The sequence below is a fragment of the Streptomyces sp. NBC_00457 genome, assembly GCF_036014015.1.
Classification (GTDB): Bacteria; Actinomycetota; Actinomycetes; order Streptomycetales; family Streptomycetaceae; genus Streptomyces.
Genome location: NZ_CP107905.1, coordinates 495246 through 516586 on the forward strand (window position 1 = coordinate 495246; position 21341 = coordinate 516586).

At 69.6% G+C, this 21341-nt stretch carries 19 protein-coding genes and 1 pseudogene; 7 read left to right on the forward strand and 13 right to left on the reverse strand.

Annotated features, from left to right (window positions below):
* Nucleotides 1-56: 56 nt before the first annotated feature.
* Both OG828_RS02370 and OG828_RS02375 read right to left on the reverse strand, forming a co-directional pair.
* Nucleotides 57-1520: an amino acid permease gene (locus OG828_RS02370; protein WP_328349593.1), complete on the reverse strand. Its 1464-nt coding sequence runs from the start codon at nucleotides 1518-1520 to the stop codon at nucleotides 57-59.
* Between the two features lie 224 nt (nucleotides 1521-1744).
* Nucleotides 1745-3394, reverse strand: a complete 1650-nt coding sequence (locus OG828_RS02375; protein WP_328499940.1) for a PucR family transcriptional regulator — start codon at nucleotides 3392-3394, stop codon at nucleotides 1745-1747.
* A 166-nt stretch (nucleotides 3395-3560) separates the two neighbouring features.
* Between OG828_RS02375 and OG828_RS02380 the strand changes: the two genes are divergently transcribed.
* Nucleotides 3561-4139 (forward strand): dihydrofolate reductase family protein, encoded by a 579-nt coding sequence (locus OG828_RS02380; protein ID WP_328436391.1) that lies wholly within the window; start codon nucleotides 3561-3563, stop codon nucleotides 4137-4139.
* A gap of 20 nt (nucleotides 4140-4159) precedes the next feature.
* Here OG828_RS02380 and OG828_RS02385 read toward each other — a convergent pair whose 3' ends face one another.
* The 6 genes from OG828_RS02385 to OG828_RS02410 all read right to left on the reverse strand — a co-directional run bounded on the left by OG828_RS02385 (nucleotide 4160) and on the right by OG828_RS02410 (nucleotide 10435).
* Entirely contained in the window at nucleotides 4160-5428 is a 1269-nt protein-coding gene (locus tag OG828_RS02385; RefSeq protein WP_328499941.1) for a PP2C family protein-serine/threonine phosphatase, read from the reverse strand.
* 99 nt (nucleotides 5429-5527) lie between these two features.
* Nucleotides 5528-6286: an IclR family transcriptional regulator gene (locus OG828_RS02390; RefSeq protein WP_328436393.1), complete on the reverse strand. Its 759-nt coding sequence runs from the start codon at nucleotides 6284-6286 to the stop codon at nucleotides 5528-5530.
* 78 nt (nucleotides 6287-6364) lie between these two features.
* A complete protein-coding gene (locus OG828_RS02395; protein ID WP_328499942.1) occupies nucleotides 6365-7105 on the reverse strand; it encodes a hypothetical protein in 741 nt (246 codons plus the stop codon).
* Nucleotides 7092-7634: an RNA polymerase sigma factor gene (locus tag OG828_RS02400; RefSeq protein ID WP_328499943.1), complete on the reverse strand. Its 543-nt coding sequence runs from the start codon at nucleotides 7632-7634 to the stop codon at nucleotides 7092-7094. Before OG828_RS02400 ends, OG828_RS02395 begins: the two co-directional genes overlap by 14 nt.
* A 64-nt stretch (nucleotides 7635-7698) precedes the next feature.
* A complete protein-coding gene (locus tag OG828_RS02405; RefSeq protein ID WP_328349607.1) occupies nucleotides 7699-8931 on the reverse strand; it encodes a poly(ethylene terephthalate) hydrolase family protein in 1233 nt (410 codons plus the stop codon).
* Nucleotides 8932-9079: 148 nt separating this feature from the next.
* Nucleotides 9080-10435: a prolyl oligopeptidase family serine peptidase gene (locus OG828_RS02410; protein WP_328499944.1), complete on the reverse strand. Its 1356-nt coding sequence runs from the start codon at nucleotides 10433-10435 to the stop codon at nucleotides 9080-9082.
* 294 nt (nucleotides 10436-10729) lie between these two features.
* On the opposite strand from OG828_RS02410, the gene OG828_RS02415 reads away from it, so the two are divergent.
* The gene (locus OG828_RS02415) at nucleotides 10730-11866 is read left to right on the forward strand and encodes a PQQ-dependent sugar dehydrogenase (protein WP_328349611.1); all 1137 of its coding nucleotides are present in this window, start codon (nucleotides 10730-10732) and stop codon (nucleotides 11864-11866) included.
* A gap of 113 nt (nucleotides 11867-11979) precedes the next feature.
* On the opposite strand, the gene OG828_RS02420 is transcribed toward OG828_RS02415, so the two are convergent.
* The 3 genes from OG828_RS02420 to OG828_RS02430 are packed head-to-tail and all read right to left on the reverse strand — an operon-like array spanning nucleotide 11980 to nucleotide 15633.
* Nucleotides 11980-14523 (reverse strand): polysaccharide lyase family 8 super-sandwich domain-containing protein, encoded by a 2544-nt coding sequence (locus OG828_RS02420; RefSeq protein WP_328504783.1) that lies wholly within the window; start codon nucleotides 14521-14523, stop codon nucleotides 11980-11982.
* A gap of 55 nt (nucleotides 14524-14578) precedes the next feature.
* On the reverse strand, nucleotides 14579-15190 hold the full coding sequence (locus OG828_RS02425; protein WP_328499945.1) for a DUF6624 domain-containing protein: 612 nt from the start codon (nucleotides 15188-15190) through the stop codon (nucleotides 14579-14581).
* Nucleotides 15187-15633: an ATP-binding protein gene (locus tag OG828_RS02430; protein WP_328499946.1), complete on the reverse strand. Its 447-nt coding sequence runs from the start codon at nucleotides 15631-15633 to the stop codon at nucleotides 15187-15189. Before OG828_RS02430 ends, OG828_RS02425 begins: the two co-directional genes overlap by 4 nt.
* Nucleotides 15634-15783: 150 nt before the next feature.
* Between OG828_RS02430 and OG828_RS02435 the strand changes: the two genes are divergently transcribed.
* Nucleotides 15784-16605: an SDR family NAD(P)-dependent oxidoreductase gene (locus OG828_RS02435; RefSeq protein WP_443062489.1), complete on the forward strand. Its 822-nt coding sequence runs from the start codon at nucleotides 15784-15786 to the stop codon at nucleotides 16603-16605.
* Nucleotides 16606-16619: 14 nt separating this feature from the next.
* Here the strand turns inward: OG828_RS02435 and OG828_RS02440 are convergent, their stop codons facing one another.
* The gene (locus tag OG828_RS02440) at nucleotides 16620-18032 is read right to left on the reverse strand and encodes a hypothetical protein (RefSeq protein ID WP_328499948.1); all 1413 of its coding nucleotides are present in this window, start codon (nucleotides 18030-18032) and stop codon (nucleotides 16620-16622) included.
* 242 nt (nucleotides 18033-18274) lie between these two features.
* Here OG828_RS02440 and OG828_RS02445 point away from each other — a divergent pair, with 242 nt between their 5' ends.
* The 4 genes from OG828_RS02445 (at nucleotide 18275) to OG828_RS02460 (ending at nucleotide 20977) form a co-directional block, all read left to right on the forward strand.
* On the forward strand, nucleotides 18275-19141 hold the full coding sequence (locus OG828_RS02445) for a helix-turn-helix domain-containing protein (RefSeq protein WP_328349621.1): 867 nt from the start codon (nucleotides 18275-18277) through the stop codon (nucleotides 19139-19141).
* A gap of 3 nt (nucleotides 19142-19144) precedes the next feature.
* Nucleotides 19145-19390 (forward strand): DUF397 domain-containing protein, encoded by a 246-nt coding sequence (locus OG828_RS02450; RefSeq protein ID WP_301986661.1) that lies wholly within the window; start codon nucleotides 19145-19147, stop codon nucleotides 19388-19390.
* Nucleotides 19391-19610: 220 nt separating this feature from the next.
* On the forward strand, nucleotides 19611-20135 hold the full coding sequence (locus OG828_RS02455) for a hypothetical protein (RefSeq protein WP_328499949.1): 525 nt from the start codon (nucleotides 19611-19613) through the stop codon (nucleotides 20133-20135).
* 32 nt (nucleotides 20136-20167) lie between these two features.
* Nucleotides 20168-20977: an SAM-dependent methyltransferase gene (locus tag OG828_RS02460; RefSeq protein ID WP_328436404.1), complete on the forward strand. Its 810-nt coding sequence runs from the start codon at nucleotides 20168-20170 to the stop codon at nucleotides 20975-20977.
* Nucleotides 20978-20992: 15 nt separating this feature from the next.
* Here the strand turns inward: OG828_RS02460 and OG828_RS02465 are convergent.
* Nucleotides 20993-21241, reverse strand: a pseudogene (locus OG828_RS02465) (kinase); the annotation flags it as partial.
* Nucleotides 21242-21341: the final 100 nt, after the last annotated feature.

Below are 21341 nucleotides of genomic sequence, written 5' to 3' on the forward strand. Positions count from 1 at the left end.
GTTGGGGAAAGAGGCCCCACACCCACCCCCCGGCCGCTGTCGGCGATCCGCGGCGGCTACCGCGGTACGACCGTCTCCTCCGTGTCCTTCCCGCGGGACCGCTCCCGGACCAACGAGATCGCGATCACCACGGCGGCGACGAGCACCGAGAGGAGCACCTGGCTCCGGCCGCCGCCCTCCTTGTCGTCGGTGAGCATGTAGACGAGGACGAACGCGATCATCCCGATGGTCGCCCACGTCAGATACGGGAACAGCCACATCCGCACGACGAGCTTCTCCGGGCTCTCGCGCAGGATGATCCCCCGCATCTTCAGCTGCGAGAAGCAGATGACCAGCCACACGAAGAGCGCGACGGCGCCCGAGGAGTTCAGCAGGAACTGGAACACCGTGTCCGGCCACAGGTAGTTGAAGGCGACCGCCACGAAGCCGAAGACCACGGAGGCCAGGATCGCGGCCTGCGGGACACCTCGCGGGTTCGTCCGGACGAAGGACCGCGGGGCGTCGCCGCGCTGTCCGAGGGAGAAGGCCATCCGGGAGGCCGTGTAGAGGCCGGAGTTGAGACAGGACAGTACGGCGGTCAGCACGATGAAGTTCATGATCTCGCCGGCGTGCGGGATGCCGATCGAGTCGAGGGCCGCGACGTACGAGCCCTTCTTCTCGATCGAGGGGTCGTTCCACGGCACCAGGGCGACCACGACGAGGATCGAACCGACGTAGAAGACACCGACCCGCCAGATCACGCTCCTGGTGGCCTTCGCCACCGCCCGTGCCGCGTCCGAGGACTCGCCGGCGGCGAGAGTGACGATCTCGCTGCCCATGAAGGAGAAGACGACCAGCAGGATGCCGGTGAGGATCGCGCCCGGCCCGTTCGGCAGGAAGCCGCCGTGTTCGGTGAGGTTGCCGAAGCCCGTCGCGGCGTTGTCGGAGCCGGGCAGCACACCGAAGATCGCCAGACCGCCGAGCACGATGAAGCCCGTGATGGCGACGACCTTGATGCCGGCGAACCAGAACTCGAACTCGCCGAAGGAGCCGACCGAGGCCAGGTTCGTGGCGGTGAGCACCACCATCACGATCAGGGCCCAGCCCCACTGCGGTACGGCCGGCACCCACCCTTCCAGGATCACCGCGCCCGCGGTCGCCTCCACGGCGAGGACGACGACCCAGAAGAACCAGTACAGCCAGCCGATCGAGAACCCGGCCCAGCGGCCGAGCGCCCGGTCCGCGTAGGCGGAGAACGAGCCGGAGGTCGGGTTGGCCGCGGCCATCTCGCCGAGCATCCGCATCACGAAGACGACGAGAGCGCCGACCAGTGCGTAGGACAGCAGGATGCCGGGGCCCGCGGCGGTGATGCCGGAGGCGGAGCCCACGAAGAGACCGGCGCCGATCACCCCGCCGATGGCGATCATGGACAGATGGCGGTTCTTGAGACCGGCCTGGAGACCTGCCTGCTGCTCCGGAGGCTGACCACTGGTGGGGGGAGCGGTGTCGGAGGCCAGAGAATCTGGGGGACGTGTAGTCATGTCGACATCCATGGGGTGGTTGGGAGTGCCGTGCGGAGCGGGCGATCAGGGCACTGACGATTTCCGGAAGCGTTCGCGGTGCGATGGGCGGTATCCGGGGGTGAACCGCATCACTTGCGGAAATTGATTTGCGCAAGCGTATGAGCGGTCATGGGGCCCTGTGTTTGTGAAGGTCGAACAAACTCGCCCTCAATGGCTGTCCGTCCGTCCAATGCGGAACCGGGTCAGTCGTCGGGCGGCAGCCGCAGTTGGAGCATGGCCAGCAGACGCTGGTCGGGACGGCCCAGATCGAGGCCGGTCAGCTCCTCGGCCCGGCGAAGCCGGTATCGCAGGGTGTTGGGGTGCACATGGAGCCGGGTGGCGGCGGCCCGTATGTCACCCAGGCAGTTCAGGTACGTCAGCAGGGTCTCGGCGAGCCGGCCCTGGTGCCGACTGTCGTGCGCGACCAGGGCGGTCAGTCGTGGATCCCGTATCTCGCGGTGGGCGGCGAGCAACGTCACCATCTCGCTGACCAGTACTTCCGCCTGGATGTCCACAAGCGCGGCGACGGCGGTGGGCACACCGGCGCTCACCATGGCGTCGAGAATGCGGTCGGCCTCCCAGCGTGACTCGGGGACGTCCCCGAGACCGGGCACCAGGCAGCCGACCGAGCCGCGCAGCGGCAGGCCCAGGTGGCGGCGTACGGCGTCGGTGATCTCCTGGGCCCAGCCGCGCAGCGTGTCCGTGTCGATGCCGCGGGGCAGCTGAGGCAGGAGCACGTAGATGCGGGGATCGACCTGGGTGACCAGGGCGCTGCGGTGCCGGGCGGCGATGTGCACGGAGACCAGGTTGGTGACCTCGGTGTGGGTCAGCTCGGGCGCGGCGACGACCTCCGCGGTCTCCTGCGCCTCGGTGGTCCGGTACGAGAAGCCCAGCACGGCGGCCGGGCGACGGGCGTCGAATCCCAGGTGGGTGGCGAGCGGCTGCGGTCCGGTACTCCCTTCCAGGAGTCCGGCCAGCAGGGTCCGGGTGAGCGTCACGTCCTCCGAGAGCTCTCGGCGCCGGCGTACGAGGTGGAGCGCGGCGACCCGGGCGGCACCGAGCAGTGCCTGGGGCGCGCGGTCGGACAGCGGAGTCGAGCCCTCCTGCACCCAGATGGTGCCCAGCTGCCGGTCCCCGGACCGGATGGCCACCGCGAGACGGCGGCGGATGCCCAGCTCGGGGTGGCTGTCGATGGCGATCACCTCGTCGCTGGAGTGCAGATGCTGGAACACGCCCCACTCGCGCAGCTTCGCCAGATACCCCTCAGGTCCCTGCCAGCCGAGAATGGAACGCCGCCGCAGGTCGTCCGCCTCGTCTGAGTCAGTGGTACGGGAGTAGGCCAGCACCCGGTTCGCGGCGTCCTCGATGCTGACGATGCCGCTGGTGAGGATCGCGGTGGTCTGGGCGAGCGAGAACAGATCGCCCTCCTCGGCCCCTTGGCCTGACTCACCCGGCGGTGCGTCGTCGAGCGCGGCGCGGGCCAGCGCGTTCACCTGCTCCCAGCGTGCTTCGCTGCGCAGTGAGAGCAGGGCGATCCCGGCCTCGGCGGCGGTCTCGCTGAGCGCCGCGGCCTGGCCGGTTCCGTCCAGCTTGACCACCACGGCGGCGGCGGCGTCCCGCCCGGCGGCCCGCAGTGCGGGAGAAGCGGCTCGGCCTCGGGCACCGATGGCGAGGACCAGTTCACCCGGCTGCGCGGTCGGCGGATCCTCGGGATCGAGCAGCGCAACGCCACGGATCTCGACATCCAGCCCCGCCGGAGCGGCCTGCACCTCCACCAACGAGTCCCCCAGCGCCATCAGCAACTGCCGCAGGCTGATGCTCGCTGTGGGGGGAGAGACCGCGGCCGGATCCATGATCGTCGCCTCTGCTGGGAGCCATGCCGGACCTCTGATGCTATCCGCAGGGCGGAATGGGGACGGCAGAGGAGCGTGGTGCGCCACGCGTCCGGACCGATGAGTCACGCCGTGATCGCCAGTCTGTATCCCCGACAGGTGATCAACCGCACTCGAGGAGAACGTGATGACCGCTACCTACACTTTCGACGTCTTTTCCAGCCTCGACGGCTTCGGCGCCGCCGGCGGCAACTGGACCGGGTACTGGGGCAAGCAGGGCCCCGAGCTCCTCACCCACCGCCTCGCCCAGTACCGCGAGGAGCAGCGGATGGTCTTCGGGGCCAACACGTATCGGGCGTTCGCGGGGATGCTGGCCTCGAGCACCGAGGAGTCCGAGGTGCGTGACCCATGGGTCACGCGGATGACGAACCTGCCGGCAACAGTGGTGTCGACCACCCTGGACGGACCCCTCGACTGGCCGGATGCGACTGTCGTGCGCGGCGATGCCGTCGACGCCGTCGCCCGGCTCAAGGAGGAGTCCGAGGTGCCGTTGCGCTCGCACGGCAGCCTGTCCATGAACCGGGCGCTGATGGCCGCCGGTCTGGTCGACCGCGTCCAGGTGACGCTCTTCCCCGTGATCACCGGACAGACCGGGCTGGACCCGATCTTCCAGGGCGCAGCCGACTTCGACCTCGAGCTGATCGAGCACCGGACCCTCGACGGCCACATCCAGGAGCTCGTCTACCGGCCCACCCTGCATGTCTGAGGAGCCCGGTCCCGGGTGCGTCAGGTCGAGTCAGCGACCCGGAGCCATGTCCGAGGTCGCGGAGAAGCAGCGGCCGCGGGGCGGGGACGCCGGCTCGGGACCGTCGCCGAGGGAACGGCCGCGTCGGGAACCCGTGATTCGTAAAGCGTCGGCTTGCGGATCAGGAGCAGCGCCGCGTCGTCGTGCAGTCGACCGCCGACATGCGCCAGCAGCTCGTCATGGAGCGCGTCGAGGGTGTGCGCCGGCTCGTGGGAGACGTGGCGCTCCAGCCCTTCGGTCAGCGGATAGAACGCACGGCCGCGGTCCCGGGCCTCGGTGACCCCGTCGGTGTAGAGCAGCAGTTGATCCCCGTCCGTGAAGGGCAGAACGTGGAGGCCGGGCGCGTCACCCGTGAGGGCGCGCAGTCCGAGGGGCGGGGCCGGATGCGTGGGCTCGACCGCCGCGACCCTCCCGGAGGCGTGTACCAGCAACGGAGGCGTGTGTCCGCAGTTCACCACCTCCAGATGCCCTGCTTGCGGGAACCCGGCGACCACGGCGGTGACGAAGTCGTCATGGCCGAGATTGCGCGCCAGACTCCGCTCGATCCTGTCGACCACGGCGAGGAGATCGGGCTCGTCGTAGGCGGCCTCGCGGAAGACACCGAGCACCAGAGCGGCGGTTCCCACGGCCGGCAGCCCTTTGCCGCGCACATCGCCGACGATCAGCCGCACTCCGTACGGGGTGGGTACCAGAGCGTAGAGATCACCGCCGATACGGGCCTCGGCCGCCGCGGCACTGTAGCGGACCGCCACCTGGAACGGCCCGACGGTCGCCGGCACCGGCTTGAGCAGCGCGTGCTGTGCCGTCTCCGCGACCGAGCGGACCGCCGCGAGCACCCGTTCACGGCGCCCGCGCAACGCGCTGGCCAGGCCGCTCGCAAGGGCGACAGCCACCAGGGCGGACAGCACAGCGGTCAGTTCACGGCCCGGAACACCGTCCCGGGTGCCCAGCGTGGCACACAGCACCACCGTGAGGAGCCCGACCCAGAGCACACCGCGGGGACCGTTGGTGGTGGCGGCCAAGGCAGGCCCCGCCGCGAGCAGGGGCAGCCAGATCATCCCCGCTCCATCGGCGAGATCGACGCATACGACGACGGAGACGATCAGCACGGGCAGGATGGGCAGGACGGGCAAACCGGCGGCCAGTTGCGCGACAACGCGCCTGCGGGCCGAAGGCCCAGGACGGGTCACTCGGTTCTTGAACAGCCGCATCGGCCAGTGGTTGCCACCATGGTCTCGGGCCTGACTCATGTTCGTCCGCAGTCCTCACCTGTGCCCAGGGCACACATCCGAAAATGTCTGTTTCCTCCAGAGAACGGGTCATCTCGGCCACCCACAAGAACAGGATTTTCAGATAGTGAGCGAAAGACTCCTGGTGACACGACTCGCGGTCGGGATCAGCCGTGCCCGAATCTCGGGGAGTCGGGACAGCCGGTCCGCCGGCAATGAGACTCCGAGCGAGCCGAGCGTGTCCCCGCTGTAGACAGGCACGGCGACACAGACCGTGCCGAGTGCGTACTCCTCCAGGTCGGTGACGGCCGGGGCCCCGGGTGAGGACTCCAGTCGCCGGAGCAGTTCCGGCAGGCTGGTGATCGTCCGCGGGGTGAGGTCGGCGAGGTGGTGACGGGAGAGGTAGTCCTTGCGGTCGGCCTCGTCCAGTTCCCGGAGCACGGACTTGCCCAGCGCGGTGGCGTGCCCCGCGTCCTCGAACCCCACCCAGAGATCGACGCGGGGCGCCCGAGGGCCGTCGACGATCTCCGCGACCCGGATTTCGCCGTCCTCGTAGAAGGTGAGGTAGGCGGCAGTCGCGAGTTCGTCCCGCAGTGCGGCGAGCGTGGGACGGACGCGGCTGAGCAGCGCCTGCCCACGGCTCGTGGTCTGCAGCGACTCCAGCTTGTCGCCGAGGATGAACCCGCCGTCGTTCAGTTTCCGCACGTATCCGTCGTGGACCAGCGTCCGCAGCAGGTGATAGGCGGTCGCCAAGGGCAGGCCCGTCTCACGTGCCAGCTGTTTCGCCGGCGCGCCGTTCTCGTGCGCACTCACCGCCTCCAGCAGGCGCAGGGCCCGCTGGACAGACGTGATGAGCGTAGGGCCATCCTCCGCACCCATACGACCAGCTTGCGCCAGGCGTACACGGCGAGCAAGGTGGGTCAGCCCCGCACTCACGCACGTCGTGGGACCGCTCGCCTACGGCACGTAGATCGGGTCGCCTGCCTTGGCGTCTCCGAGCCAGATCTTCCGCTCCGGCTCGTCGAAGTAGGAAACCTCCGCGCAGGGGCCTTCCGGCTCCTTGTCACCGGTCTGGAAGTGGCCTGCCGACCAGCCGGTGAGGCGGTGCTTGGCGAGAAGCTCGCTGACCACGTCCCGGAACTCCGGGTAGCTGACGCAGTCGCGTTCGGCGACACGCTCCTTGAGGTCGGTGCGGAAGTGGGCGAGGTTCACCTGCTCGCGGGTCGGTCCGCGATACGGATCGGCGCGGTGCCGTGCGCACTGGTCCCGACCGCCGGGGTAGACCTCGATCGAGCCCTGCTCAGAACTTTCGACGCAGGCCGTGAGCGTCTCCGGCGCCGGCCTGCCGAAGCTCTCCTGCCACAGCTGCCGGCACACCTTGATCGGGTCGTCGGCGCCGGGATCGAAGCCGGTCACGGCGTCGGACTGGTCGGATCCCACGCAGGTCAGCCCGTTCGAGTCGAGCGTGTGACCCTCACCGTCACCGGCGACCCACGCATAGGTCGCGGCAGTGCCGCCGACCAAGGCCAGGGCCACCACGGGGACCACGACCATCGTGCGCTTGCGCCGCCGCCGCGTACGTTCACGCACCCGGGCGAGGATCCGGTCGGCGAGCGGCGAGTCCGGGTCGGTCTCCGACGGGTCAGGCTGCGGATCGCGGGTCCGGAGCATCCGGACGAGTTCGTCATCGCTCAGCATGATCCTTCTCCTTGGTCGCAGGCAGATCGGAGCTCGATGCTGCGAGCCGTTCCTTCAGCCGCTGCCGGGCCCGGTGCAGGCGTGTGTCGACGGCGCCGACGGAGATGCCGAGGACCGTCGCGATCTCATGACGGGACAGGTCGTCCCAGTAGGCCAGGCGCAATAACTCCCGGTCGGCGGCCGACCCTTGTTCCAAGGCGGCCAAGAGCTCATCGCCGACGTCATGCTCCTGGTGGCGTGGGCCCGGGGGATCCGGCTGTTCCGCCACTCTCAGCAGCAGTCGGGACCAACGCCGCTGGCTGCGCGCCTGGTTGGCCAGCACGCGTCGCGCGATGCCCAACAGCCACAGCACCGCCTCTTCACCGTCGTCGGGCAGATGACGACGCCGGCGCCACGCCACCGCATAGACCTCTGCCACGGCGTCGTGTGCCGCCGCGTCACCGGCCCGGCGCAGGCAGTACGCCATCACCCGACGAAACGTCTGCCGGAACAACTGCTCCAGCCGCTCACTGGATTCATCCGCATCCATAGCCAAGCAATGTCCGGCATCACTCGGTCGCTTACCAACCGGCGGCGACACTCTTCTTCTGTGGTCAGAACGGGCAGGTGTCCATCCAGCGCGTGACCAGGGATGTGTTGTTCTTGTCGGCGTCACGTGCGGGACCGCACAGGAACGGGCTGAAGCGGGTGTCGGCGCGCAGCCAGTGACTGAGGAACGACACGATCCACTTGCCCTGCTTGGCCTTGTTGCCGGAGCCCGTCATCGGGCACAGATGGTCGCCGGGAACTTCGATGTAGAGCTTCTCGGCCTGCGACATGGAGTTGTACCAGGGCACGGCGTAGTCGTCGCCGTGGGCGACAGGGTCGCTCTGACAGGTCAGGAAGAACGTGGGCTCGGTGACCGCGGAGAAGTTCTGGTTCGGGTAGTACGGGGCCGTGGGCACGCCCGCCCGGAAGCGCGCGTCGTCGCGGAGGGCCGCCATGACACCCCCGCCGCCCATCGAGTGACCGACCGCCCCGAGCGTGCCGTTGACCTTCCCGGATACCGGGTTACCGGTGGCGTTGCCGAGCGCGAGCAACTGGGTGCCGGCGGCGGTGATCTGGCGGCCGCGCGATGCGGGATCGTCGGTGAGTGTGGTGGTGCCGACGTTGATGACGACGAAGCCCCAGGAAGCGAGGCGGGGTGCGAGCCACTCCAGGTTCTGCTGCGTGCCCTGATAGCCCGGCATCAGTACGACGCCCGGGTACGAGCCCCCGGTTGTCGGGTACGTGACCGTGCCGGAGCCGTACCCGCTCGGGTTGGGAACGGTGTAGGCGGCGGTGGTCAGCGGCCCGTCGGTGGCCTCCAGGGAGGCAGTCGTCGGATCCGGGATTCCGTTGCCAGGGGTGCCGCCACCGGAGCCGTACACCTGGAACTCCCACAGCGAGTAGCCGTAGGCGGTGCCGCGCTGGGTGCCGTGGAAGCGGACGTACCGGCCGCTGCCGTTCACGTCCAGGGTCTGCACGCCGCCGTTGCCGGCCGTGGTCGAGTAGATGGTGGTCCAGGTGGTGCCGTTGTCGGAGGTCTGGATCTGGAACGCTCGGGCGTGCGCGGCCTCCCAGCGCAGCGCGACCTGACTGATGGTGGCGGTGGCACCCAGATCGATGCTCAGCCATTGCGGGTCACTGAAGGTGCTCGACCAGCGCGTCCTTGTGTTGCCGTCCACGGCCGCCGACGCGGGAGTGGACGCGTTCTCGCTGGACGAGGAGGTCGCGGGTTTGCCCTGGGACAGCAGGTCCGCGGCGGCCGCCGGTGGGGCGGCGGCTGACAGCAGAGTCAGCGCCAAGCCGATGGTGGTCGCCAGGGCGATCAGTGCCGTCAGGGCACGGGGTCGGGTCCGTAATGGCGCGTTCGTGTCGGTTGAACAGCTGGTTGGACGCATTGCTTTACCTCCGGAGAGCGGTGAGAGCGCGGTAACCGGACAGCGAGGTGCGTTACCGGGCCTGTTCGAAGAGCCAGTCGATGACCACGTCGTTCTCGTACGTCTGGGCCCATGAGAGGTGTGGGTTCACCGGTGTCGTTCCGGGCGTGTAGCTCGTGAACAGGACGTGACTGCGCGCGGCACGGGCCTGCCGTAGGAGCTCCCGGGACCGGGCCTCGAACTGTGCCTTCGGCAGATCGTTGGCCCACTCCCCGCGGGTGACCCGTGCGCCGGCGGTCTCCAGCGCGTTCATCAGTGTCCAGGTGCCGGGCTTGCCGAACCGGCCCTCCCGGTAAGGGACTACCGGGTCGTCGACGGAGTGGTCGGCCCACATCGGGATGTGCGTGATCTTCTCCATAGCGGCCGTCTCGCCCCAGCCGGCCGTGGGAAGGGCTGCCGCAAACACGTCGGGTCGCTTCGCCAGCAGGCTGTAGATACCGCGTCCGCCCGAGGACAGTCCGACGAGATAGAGCCGGGCTGTGTCGACGGTGCGGGAGTGCTCGCTCACGAAAGTGTCGATGAGTTCGATCAGAGCGGCCTGGACCTTGGCGTCGGTCCAGTCCGTGCCGTCGGGTCCGTCCATGGGACGGGGCAGCGGGATCTGCGGGGAGAGGACGAACGCGGCGTCGCGGCGCTGTCGTACCGGTTTGGCGAACGTGACCGCGATCCGGTTGGAGGTGAGCTGGGTCATGTTGTTGTCGGCGACTTCGCCGCCGCCGTGCAGGGTGACGACGAGCGGGTAACGCTTGCGCGTCCGCGGGTTCCGTACGAATCCCTCGGGCCGGTACAGCCGGAAGTCCAGTTCGAAACCCGCGGAGTCCGTGAAGGAACCGGCGGCGAAGTCGTCGACCACGGGATTGATGACCCCGTCGTTCCGGATCGCGAACGGACCGGCCTTGAGTACCAGTTCACCTCCCGGGGTGCGTACGTCCTCCACCTGTCTGACGGCGTACGCGCGGTCGAGCGGAAGGGGATCGGTGCCGGCGGCCCGCGCGTTGGAGTCGTTCGGGTCGAGTTCGATGATCAGGCGGTCGTCCCCGTTGGAGTAGACCCGGGTCACCGTGCGAGCCGCCGTCTGCCCGCCCACCGTGGCCTTCACCTGGAAGGCCGAGGGCGGGATCACCCCGCCGCGTAAGTCGATGCGATGCGAGTACTGGATGACGACGGCTGTCACCAGCCAGTTGTTCCTCGGTGTCACCCGCGTGACGAGGTCCGTTCGCAGGACCGGATTGAGTCCGGGGGCCGCCTGTCGTCCTTGAGATGTGGCTGTCGTGGTGTCGGCGGCCGCGGCGGTTGCCGTGCCCACGGCCGGCGCCGCGACCGCACCTGCTGTGACGGCGAGCGCCGTACGTCTGGTGATCCGTCTCATCGGTCCTCGTCTCGGTCACTGTCGTTGGCGAGAGTTTCGAAGCACCGGCGGATCGGTGTCCAGCATCAAACCGAGATCTGTTCATGCGTCCAGCGCATCAATCCGAGCCGGGAGCGCCCAGTGCGGACCGTGGCGTGTCCTGGTCTACTCCAGGCGCCCCTGTCCCAATATCCTCATCCATGGCCAGTAGCACACCATCCCCCCACCCAGGTTGCGTGCTGGCGCGGGCGACACCCCTGAACCTGCCCAAGCAGCCGGGTGACCTCCCCGTTCACCGCCTCCAGGAGGATCACGGTGAAAGTTCGCACCAGAAGCGCGGCGATCATCGGCACCATCTGCCTCGTCGCGTCCCTCTCCTCAGCCACGGCGTCCGCCCGCGAGCCCGCCGCCCCACGGCAGGCAGCGCAGGTCGCCCTCACGAATGTGGCCACGGCCAAGAATCCGACCGCCGGCGCTGCCGGTCCCGGAGGCACGGTCTGGATCGCCGAACGCGCAGGCACCGTACGGGTCTTGGACGATCAAGGGCTCGGCGAGCCCGTCCTCGACATCTCCGGCGAGACCACCACCGACGGCGAACGCGGCCTGCTCGGCATCGCGTTCGACAAGGAATTCGCGCACTTCTACATCTCGTTCACCAACCTCCAAGGCACCAGCACCATCGACGAGTTCGCCGTACGCGACGGCAAGATCCAGCCGGACACCCGGCGCACCGTCCTCACCCAGACGCAGCCCTACGCCAACCACAACGGCGGCGACATCACGTTCGGCCCCGACGGGTACCTCTACATCGCGTTCGGCGACGGAGGCTCGGGCGGCGACCCGCAGGGCAACGGGCAGAACCTCGGCACGCTGCTCGGCAAGATCCTGCGCATCGACCCGACGGGCGGCACGCCGTACGCGATCCCGCCGGACAACCCGTTCGTGGACGACCCGAACGCCAAGGACGAGATCTGGGCGTACGGGCTGCGCAACCCGTGGCGGTTCTCCTTCGACGCGGGCACGGGCGACCTGCTGATCGGTGACGTCGGCCAGAGCGCCTGGGAGGAGATCGACTGGGCCCCGGCGAGCAGCAAGGGCGGCGAGAACTACGGCTGGAACCAGATGGAGGGCAACCATCCCTTCCGGGGCGGCACGGAGCCCGCGAACCACGTGCCGCCGATCCACGAGTACGACCGCAGTGGCCTGGGCTGCTCGGTGACCGGCGGATACGTCTACCGCGGCAACGCGATCCCGGACCTCAAGGGTCAGTACGTGTTCAGCGACTACTGCGACGGCACCGTCCGTTCTCTGCAGATGGAGAACGGCAAGGTGACCGGCGTGAACGACCTCGGAGTCGACGGCGGTGAGGTCGTCTCGTTCGTCCAGGGTGGCGATGGCGAGCTGTACGTGCTCGCCATTGGCGGCAGCGTCTCCCGCATCGACCCGGCGTAACGGCTGCCGGAAGGAGCCGCAGAGCAGCGCATTGCCCTCCAGGTCGGCCGGAGCACCTCCGGGATCTCCGGCCGGCCAAACCTCACGACGCGCGGCCCGCAGTCCGCGCGCTTTCAGCCACGCAGTACGACCGTGAAGCTCCGGCCGTACGCGTGCCGGGTGTCGAACTCCAGGCGGGTTCCGCCCCGTTCCGACCTCACGCGAACTCCTGCGTCGGACGTGACCGCGCGCAGCGGCCGGCCGTGCAGGAGGACGCCGACCGTGTCCCGGTCCATGGTCGGGTCGGACACGGCGACGGTGGTCAGGCCGTGCCGCTCGCGCCGCACGATCACCGAGGCGGGCCCCTCGATGCGTAGGCCGGCGGTCTCGTGGTGGCCGGGCGTGAAGCTGTTGGCCGCCGTCAGGCCGAGGCCGGTGTGGGTGATGGCCTGGAGGCCCGAGGTGTTCGCCAGGACCTTCAGCGGGCCGTGCCGGTACGCCTGGAGTCGGGTCTCCCCCGCGTTCGGCACCAACGCGTAGGCCAGGCGGGCGAGTTGTGCTCCGGGGGCCTGGTCGACCGTGACACCGAACACGCCGCGGGTCACGGCGGTGTCGGGGTTCGAGGTGCGCACGACCCGGCGGCTGCGGGTGACGTTCTCCAGGGCGACCCGGACCGGCGGAGTGTCGAGGAAGACGTAGCCGACGGCGGTCCGCTGCGTGGCATTGGCGTAGCGCAGCCAGCGCAGGTCACCGGTGCCCGTGCCGGTCCAGGGCCAGCCGTCGCGGAGCCTCCCGGTGACGGAGACCTGGTCGTCCGGTGCGGCGATACGGGCGTCGACGGTCGTGGTCACGGCCCGCCCGGCGCTGTCCCCGACCCCCGCTGCGAGAACCACGATCTCCTCGTCGAGGAGGAACCACGACTTCGTCGCGGTCGCATTGCGGTAGACGACGAAATCGTCCGGCAGCAGACCTGCCGCCTTGTCGCGGTGGGCGACATCGCCGGACTGCACCATCCCGGCCGCCCCGTACGTCCCGAGGACCGCGCCGCCGGAGTGCCGGTTGGTGCCGCGCGGGAAGTAGACGTACGTGTTCTGCGACTCGGAGGACGAGGTGAAGTTCAGCGGGTGGCCGGGGTTGTCGTAGTACGGCTTCCCGTACAGCTCGGGGATCGTGTGCCGCTGCTCGACCGGTGCGGTGACTCCGGCGAGGCCGTACGGGGAGACCGTGGTGAAGTAGTCGATGCCGTACGCCTGGGTCTGGTCCTGTCCGGAGAGGTAGAGGTAGTACGCCCCGTCGCCCTGGAACCAGGGCATGAGGTTCTCGCCGTTCATGTACTCGTACTTGCTGATCCGGTCGGAACTGCGGGCGAGCGCGAAGGCGTAACCGGGTCTGCGGTGCACGGTCCTGTCCATCGCGTTGAAGGCGAGGCTGCGCGAGGCGGGGCCGAGGTCCGCGGGCGGGATGGTCGCGTCGCCGATGATGTCGGCGTACCGCACGATGCTGACCGGGGAGACGAAAGCGGAAGGGTCGGGAGCCGTGCGCGAGGTCGACCGGATGTGCTGGACGTAGCTCTTCAGGGCGGTGGCGTCGGCGCCGTCCGCGAGCGACGACAGATCGACTACGGCCTCGACGACCACGGCGACATCGCCGTAGCCGGTGTTCGTCCGCGAGACCGCCCTCCCCTTGACGATCTCCATCATCCAGCCCTCGAAAATGAGGGGAGCGAACCCGTTCCGCACCCAGCCCTGGACGGTCGACACCAGGTCCTCACCGTGTGCGAAGCCCGTGCCGTCGAGGATCTTGAGGGTCTGCACGACACGGGTCAGCAGGGCCTTGCCGTATGAGCCGGTGTAGGCGACCGAGGCGTGTTGGATGAAGGAGCCGTCGGCGTAGTGGCCGTCCGTGACACCGTGGTTGAGGTGGTACGGGTCGATGGTGGCGAAGACGGTCAGCTGGTCGGTGAGGGCTTTGCGGATGCGGGCGTCGTCGCCGAGGAGCGCGCCCTGCAGGATCCGGTTCGTGGTGATGTCGGCGAGGTTGGCGCCCGTGTGGAAGCGCGAGTCGAGGTTCACGTCCCCGTCGATGCCGTTGCGGAGATAGGCGTCCATCGAGGCGACGTACGTGCGCGGGAGGTCCGGGAGGTGGGCCTCCACCTGGTCCGCAAGAAGCACGAGCGTCCTGCTGATGTGCTGCGACAGACCGATCTCCCAGTGGAACCAGTTGCCGTAGTAGCCCTGGGACTGGTCACCGTAGTAGCGCTCGTGCAGCCACACGAAACCGTCGATCACCCGGCGCCGCACGGCCGTGTTCCCGAACAGGTCCGAATCGGCCGCGCCCGGTGTGCGAGTGGCGAGGGCGATCTCATACAGCCGCCGGAAGGCGGTGTCCAGGCGGGCCGGATCGGCGCCGAGCTCCAGACCGGCGAACAGCTCGCCCGCTCCGGCGTCGTCCATCGACCGCAGATTCGCCCGCGCGGCCTGGTGAACGGTCGCCACCTTGGCGGCAGTCTCCGGCCGGGCATTGGACTCGGCGGTCCCGGCGAAGACCGCCACCGTGTTGGCCAGAATCCGTGCCATGCCCACGGCGACCTCCTCCGCGCTCACCGGCCGGGAGGAAACCCCTGCCATCAACCCAGCGGCCGACAGTACGGACAACAGGCGTCTGCGAGTGATGTCCATGGCGTCCTCCATCGGTTCCGCGTCCACAGATCGAGGGTGGCTTCGCGGATGGGTCTCAGCAACCGTGTCGCAGTGCCTCCATCTGCTCCTCCAGCGGACCCAGACCGACATCGCGGCGGCGTTCGTCGAGGCTTTCCGGCCGGCGTATCGGGTACGGGCGCAGCGTGGCCGGGTTGACGCGGGTGCCGTAGAACTGCGGCAGGCGCTGCTCGACGGCGCAGTGGTCGGCGATGTACGCGAGGTGGACGGCGGGGCAGCGGCCGTCCAGGGTGGCCTGGGCGATCAGGTCCCGGCAGGAGAGCTGGAAGTCCAGGTCCGGGGCGTGCAGCAGGATCATCAGGGCCGCGGTCGAGGCGGGGGCGCCCACCCGGTCGGCGGACGGCCAGCCATGGCGGTCGACGACGGACTTGAGCGCGTCGGCGTTGGCCCGGCGGCACGCGATGATCTCGGACCGCCGCTGCGGGGTGGGGTCGGCCTGCGCCCGCCGCATGAGGTCCCGCTCATGATCGGACCGGTGCAGCAGTTCCGCGGCAACCGCCGACACCGGCGCCAAAGGGTCTGCCGTCTCGGTGCCTGCCGCACCGTCGTCGGAGCGTGTCGACGCATCGGCGAGACGGCTCTCGTCCGCGGCCTCGACCTGCGTCTGCCGCCCCAGCGCGCTCGTCACGGCACCCACCCCAACTCCAGCGTGAACCACACCCGCTTGCCCGGGCTGCCGGGCTCCGGGGGCGCGACACCCCAGTCGTCGGCCAGCGCGGCCACGATGGCCAGCCCACGACCGGACTCCTCGGCCCCGCCCGCCGTACGCAGCCGCGGCGGGAGCGGCGAGTGGTCGCCGACCGTCACCCGCAGCTCGTACTCGCCGCACTCGATGGTGAGGGTGACCGTGTCGCCGGGGCCGGTACGCGCGTGCCGGATCGCGTTCGCGAACAACTCGTCCGTGGCGAGGACGGCGTTGTCCACGTACTCCGGCGGCAGCCGCAGCCACCTGAGGTGCTCGGTGACCAGGTGCCGCACGTCTGCGGCGCGCGAGGGCTGGGCGGGGATCGTGATGTGGAGGCGTGCCGGGGAGGGCGACGGCTTGTGGCGCTGGGGCCTGGGTGCCGTCATGGAGCCTCCTCGTGGGTACAGCGCGGTCGGGGAAGTGCTGGCTGCATATGCAGCCAACAACCCGGACCGGCCGCCGGACCAGGGGGTGTGCGGGTTGTCCGGTTGCGGGTGCGTAGTGGTGCGGGAGGTATGTTCGAGAGCGTGAGGAATGTGCACGGCAGCCGGGTGGGGGCGCGCGAGGAGTCCCGTGGCGGGTCCGGCGTGCGCGGCAAGCGCGTGCTGGTCACGGGTGGCACACGGGGTCTGGGCGAGCAGATCGTACGGCTGCTGATGGCCGAGGGGGCGCAGGTCGCGACGTGTGCGCGTACCGCGCGTGACCTGGAGGCGCTGGAGCTGTCGCTGCGGGGTGAGGACGGCGGGCCCTTGTTCACCCGGGCGCTCGACGTCACTGAGCCGGAGAGGCTGGAGCGGTTCGTCGCGGCGTCGGCGAAACGTTTGGGCGGCCTTGACGGGGTGGTGGCGTGTGCGGGCGGCTCTCACGGAGGCGGCTTCGAGCGGACGGACGCCGCGGACTGGGCCGCGACCTGGGAACTGAACGTCGGCCATGCCGTGCGGCTGGTGCGTGCCGCGATCCCGCACCTGCGGGACGCGGGCGGCGGCTCGGTCGTACTGATCTCGTCGATCTCCGGCTGGAAGCCGGGGCCGCCCATCCAGTACGGAGTCGCGAAGTCCGCCCAGATCCACCTGGCCGCGTCGCTCGCGCGTGAACTCGGTCCGGACGGGATCCGCGTGAACGCCGTCTCCCCGGGATCGATGCTCATCCCCGGCCGACGCTGGGACCGTATGCGCCAGGAGGATCCCGAGCGGTTCGCCGGGTTCGCGGCCACGGAGCTGCCCGGCGGAGAACCGGTTGCGCCGCAGGAGGTGGCGCGGGTGGTGGCGTTCCTGCTGTCCGACTGGTCGAGCGGTGTCTCGGGGGCCCATGTGCCGGTGGACCGGGCGCAGAACGCCCCCTCCCCGGACGGGTACTGAGGCGGGTCCTCCGTTCACGCCGCCGCCCCCAGCACCGCGCGGGAGCGGCGCTCGAACTCCCGTACAAGGGGTTCGTCGCGGCGGGACTCCAGCCGCCTGCGGAAGTCGCGGAGAGCCTGTATGGAACGTTCGCTGTGCACGGTGGCCAGGGCGTCCAGCGCCTCGGTGGCCGTGCCGACGGCCTCGTCAAGACGGTTCTGCTGCAGGTGGGCCGTGGCCAGTACGGAGCGGCTGATGGCCTGACGCCTGCGCCGGTCGGCGTTGGCGCTCACCGACTCGCTCGCCGTCCGCTCGGCCTGGGCGGCGAGCCCCAAGTCACGGAAGCAGAGCGCCGATTCGGCCTGCAGATAGTGGTCGTCGAGGAAGCGCACCCAGGGGGATTCCTGTTCGGCACCGCGGCTGGCGTCCAGGTGCCGCTCGGCCCGGCGCAGGGCGTCGCCGGCTTCGCGCGCGTGCCCCTGGGCCGCGTGTCCGCGGGCCGCCATGGCGTACAGGCGCATCAGGCCCAGCGGGCTGCCCGCTTCCTTGGCGGTGACGATGCCCGCGCGGGCCAGGCACACCCCCTCGTCGGGACGGCCGAGGCTGGTGGCCAGGTGGGACAGTCCGGCCAGGATCTGCCCGCCCAGGACCCGGTCGCGGCCCTCGGCGCACAGGCGCAGCGCCTGGATCATGTAGCGCTGCGCCAGCCCGTACTCCCCCGCGTCGTACGAGCTCCAGCCGGCCATCGCCGCGAGGCGTGCCGCGGCCGTGTACAGGGGGCGCCGCACCTGGGGGGATGTGCCGCGCCGCTGCAGCATCGGGACGACCTCGGTGGACAGGTAGTGCACGATGCTGGTGCGCACTCCGCCGCCGCCGTAGTGGTTGTCCATCTCGTCGAACATGGCGATCATCGCGTGCACCTGTTCGACGGGGCCGCCGTCGGCCACCGGCGTCAGCTGCCCGGTGTCCTGGTTCTCCAGCAGCCACAGCAGCCACTCGCGCTGAGGGTCGGTCAGGGCGCCGGCGACGAAGGGGACCGAGCCGAGCAGGCTGTGCCGCGAGATGTCGGTCGACCCGAGCTCGGCGAGCGCGTGCAGGGTGTCCGCCATGTCCTCGCCGTACGCGAGCGTCCTGGCCACGACCGGGCGTTGCTGGTCGGGATGGAAGCCGAGATCCGCGGGTGACACGAAACGGCCGAGCCGCTCGGACAGCACCGTGGCGATCAACTCCGGTGTTCTGCCCCGGGGTTGCTGTCCCTGCAGCCAGCGGGTCACCGACGCCTTGTCGTAGCTGGAGTCGGCGCCCTGGCAATGGCCGAGTTCATTGACCCGAAGGGCGAGGGAGGCATACGAGCAGCCGGCCTCCTTCAGCGCGCTCGCCAGTGCCGCATTGCCTCCGGCGGGGCCCTTGCCCGGGCTCCTTGCGTGTCCGTCGGTCACGGTGGCCATCCAGGTCTCGCATCAGATCGTGTGCTGCGCCCTACCTGCCGGGCCGTCAAGTCAGCGCCGCCCGGGCAGAGTTGACCTTCCTCGCGCCTCTCCGCGCGGAGGTCCCACGAGAACTATGGTCGCGTAGATACTCGATACGCAACTGGCGTTCTGATAATTTCGTATCGATCCGCATCGCTCTGTCTGTGCCGTGGACCGCGTGTCACACTGCACGCTGTGATGGCCGCCGAGGGAGGTAGGACGTGAGCGAGAACCGCTCGAGCGGCAGTGCACCCACCGTCCTGCGGATGGTCCTCGGCAAGCGGCTGAAGCAGCTGCGGGAGCAGGCCGGACTGTCCTTCGAGGACGCGGCGCGCGCCATCGAGGTCACCGCGCTCACGGTCCGGCGGATCGAAAAGGCCGAGGTCGGGCTGCGCATTCCGTACGTCAAGGAGTTGCTGCACACCTACGGCGTCCCCGCGGCGGAGATCGAGGACTTCCTCGATCTGGCCCGCAAGGCGAACCAGCCCGGGTGGTGGTACCAGTACCGCGACGTGCTCCCGGAGTGGTTCAAGGCGTACGTGAGCCTGGAGAGCGAAGCCTCGGTCATCCGTCTCTACGAACCCCATTACGTCCCCGGCCTGTTGCAGACGCACGAGTACGCCGAGGCGCTCATGCGCGTCGGCTTCCCCGACGAACCGAAGGAGGAGACAGCCCGCCGCGTCGACCTGCGACTCAAACGCCAGGACCTGCTCGCCAAGCCGGACGCGCCCGCCCTGTGGGCCGTCCTGGACGAGACGGTGCTGCGCCGGGCGGTCGGCGGGGCCGAGGTGATGCGGGCTCAGATAGACCGGCTGCACGAGGCCCTGGACCTGCCGAAGGTCCGGATCCAGATCATGCGTTTCGCGGCGGGCGCCCACCCCGGCGCCTTCGGCCCGTTCCACCACTTTCGCTTCGGATTCTCCGAACTCCCCGACATCGTCTACGTGGAGAGCCTGGCCGGCGCGGTCTATGTCGACCGGCCCGAGGACGTCGGCGCCTACCTCGAAGTACTGGACCGGATGTCCGTGCAGGCGGAGCCGGTCGATCGAACCCGGGCCATCCTGGGTGAGCTGCGTAAGGAGTTGTGATCCATGGGATCCAAGGGCCCCATCTACAGCGGTATGTCGGCCTCCGATCTGGGCACCGAGGGCTGGCACAAGCCCTGGAGCGGTACCAACGGCGGCAGTTGCGTCGAGGCCAAGCGACTGCCCGACGGCAGCGTCGCCTTCCGCCAGTCCACCGACCCCGACGGCCCCGCGCTGGTCTACTCCCGCGACGAGATGATCGTGTTCCTGGAAGGCGCCAAGGCCGGCCAGGCCGACTTCCTGGTCGCCTGACTCCGCCACCCGTACCGGCACATCACTACGCGCGCACAACCGGACAACCCGCACGCCCACTCCCGGCGTGCGGGTCGTCCGACCACACTGAACAGGTCCGTCGCCTCGAAGGAAGTGGTATGCACGCGTCACCCCGACTCCCCCGCCGGACCGTGCCCGCCACCCGCCCGGGCCGCATCGCTCCGCGCCGAACCACCCGAGTCGGCCCCGAGGCGACGGCATGAACCTCCCGCAGGCGCTCCTGAGCCACCGGACGCTGGTCATCGAGGGCGTCGACGGCATCCCCCGCAACGGCCTGATCGCCCAGCTGGCCCACCACGGCTTCCCGGTCCAGCACCTGCCGGACCGCCTGCACCACGTGGACCCGACCCGGCCCTACCGTGAACTCCTCGCGACGCCGGGGCGCATGGCCCTCGACGGCAGCATCATCCACGAACTCGTCTACGGACCACTGCGCCGCGGCCACTCCCGGGTGACCTGGATCCAGGCACTGGACTTCGCCGAATCCGTGGCCGAACGCGACGGCGCCCTCATTCACCTGACGGCATCCGTGAGCTGCCTCCGGCCCGCCCCCTCGGACTCCACCGAGGCGGCCGACGCCTATGCGCGGGCGATGCGAACCCTCGCCCAACACGTCGCCGTCGTCAGCCTCGACGCGGCCGACCTCACCCACTTACCCCGCCCGGGCACCCCTGCGCACCGCGAACTCGGGCGGAACCAACAGCAGTTGACGGTACGTTGGTAACCGACCCCGTGACGCACGGCAGGAGAACTCCCATGGCAGACGGCCGGCCCGCCCCCGACCAGGAAGCACTGTCCAAGATCGACACCACGGTGCCGCACTCCGCCCGCATCTGGAACTACTGGATGGGGGGCAAGGACAACTACGAGGTCGACCGGATCGCGGGCGACGCCTACCGCGAGACCGCGCCGAACATCGAGACCATGGCCCGCGCCTCCCGCCAGTACCTGATCCGCACCGTCACCTTCGTGGCCGGCGATCTCGGCATCCGGCAGTTCCTCGACATCGGCACCGGCCTGCCCACGTACGACAACACCCACCAGGTCGCACAGCGGGTGGCGCCCGAGTCCCGCATCGTCTACGCCGACAACGACCCGCTCGTCCTCCGGCACGCCCAGGCCCTGCTCACCAGCACCCCCGAAGGCGTCACCGAGTATGTCGACGCGGACCTGCACGAACCGGAGAAGATCCTCGAAGCGGCGGGCCGGATCCTGGACTTCGACCAGCCGGTCGCCCTGATGCTCATGGGCATCCTCGGCCACATCCAGGACTACGAGGAGGCCAAGTCCATCGTCCGCCGCCTCCAGGCGGCCCTGTGCCCCGGCAGCTACTTCGTGCACTACGACAGCACGGACACGGACGAGGAACTCAAGCGGGCCCAGCAGGGCTACGACGACACCGGCGCCATCCCGTACGTCCTGCGCAGCCCTGAGCAGCTCGCCGCGTACTACGAAGGCCTGGAACTGCTCGAGCCCGGCATCGTCTCCTGCCCCCTGTGGCACCCCGAGCCCGGCACGACGCCCGTGCCCACGGACGTCTACGGCGGGGTGGCCCGCAAGCCCTGACGCATCGCCGCGCAGCTACTCCAGCGCCGGGAGGCCGGTCAGGCCTGTCTCGGCCATGATGCGGTCCACCGTCGCGGCGAGGGTGCTGTCGGCGCCGATGACGGTCTCGATGCCATCGGGCAGTAGGTCCAAGGGCCGGTACCAGTCGCGCAGTTGCGTCTCGTCGACGTCGTCGGCGATCGGTTTGGTGGCGTGCCGGGCGAGGGTTTCGGTAATGAAGAACGGGACGTCCAGGTATTGACTTGCTCCTCGGGCTGAAGCCCGAGGAGCAATGGGTTCGTCCACGGCTCTGCCTGTCCTGCGGACACGCCGGGTGTTGCGACAGCTCACCAGCCGCCGCTGGTGCCTTGGCGCACGGCAGAGC

Coding starts and splice junctions, on each gene's coding strand:
- OG828_RS02375 (WP_328499940.1), bottom strand. CDS start 3,394: ATGGATCCGGCCGCGGTCTCTCCCCCCACAGCGAGCATCAGCCTGCGG.
- OG828_RS02400 (WP_328499943.1), bottom strand. CDS start 7,634: ATGGATGCGGATGAATCCAGTGAGCGGCTGGAGCAGTTGTTCCGGCAG.
- OG828_RS02430 (WP_328499946.1), bottom strand. CDS start 15,633: ATGACGGCACCCAGGCCCCAGCGCCACAAGCCGTCGCCCTCCCCGGCA.
- OG828_RS02380 (WP_328436391.1), top strand. CDS start 3,561: ATGACCGCTACCTACACTTTCGACGTCTTTTCCAGCCTCGACGGCTTC.
- OG828_RS02390 (WP_328436393.1), bottom strand. CDS start 6,286: ATGGGTGCGGAGGATGGCCCTACGCTCATCACGTCTGTCCAGCGGGCC.
- OG828_RS02370 (WP_328349593.1), bottom strand. CDS start 1,520: ATGACTACACGTCCCCCAGATTCTCTGGCCTCCGACACCGCTCCCCCC.
- OG828_RS02440 (WP_328499948.1), bottom strand. CDS start 18,032: ATGGCCACCGTGACCGACGGACACGCAAGGAGCCCGGGCAAGGGCCCC.
- OG828_RS02450 (WP_301986661.1), top strand. CDS start 19,145: ATGGGATCCAAGGGCCCCATCTACAGCGGTATGTCGGCCTCCGATCTG.
- OG828_RS02460 (WP_328436404.1), top strand. CDS start 20,168: ATGGCAGACGGCCGGCCCGCCCCCGACCAGGAAGCACTGTCCAAGATC.
- OG828_RS02385 (WP_328499941.1), bottom strand. CDS start 5,428: ATGAGTCAGGCCCGAGACCATGGTGGCAACCACTGGCCGATGCGGCTG.
- OG828_RS02420 (WP_328504783.1), bottom strand. CDS start 14,523: ATGGACATCACTCGCAGACGCCTGTTGTCCGTACTGTCGGCCGCTGGG.
- OG828_RS02410 (WP_328499944.1), bottom strand. CDS start 10,435: ATGAGACGGATCACCAGACGTACGGCGCTCGCCGTCACAGCAGGTGCG.
- OG828_RS02395 (WP_328499942.1), bottom strand. CDS start 7,105: ATGCTGAGCGATGACGAACTCGTCCGGATGCTCCGGACCCGCGATCCG.
- OG828_RS02455 (WP_328499949.1), top strand. CDS start 19,611: ATGAACCTCCCGCAGGCGCTCCTGAGCCACCGGACGCTGGTCATCGAG.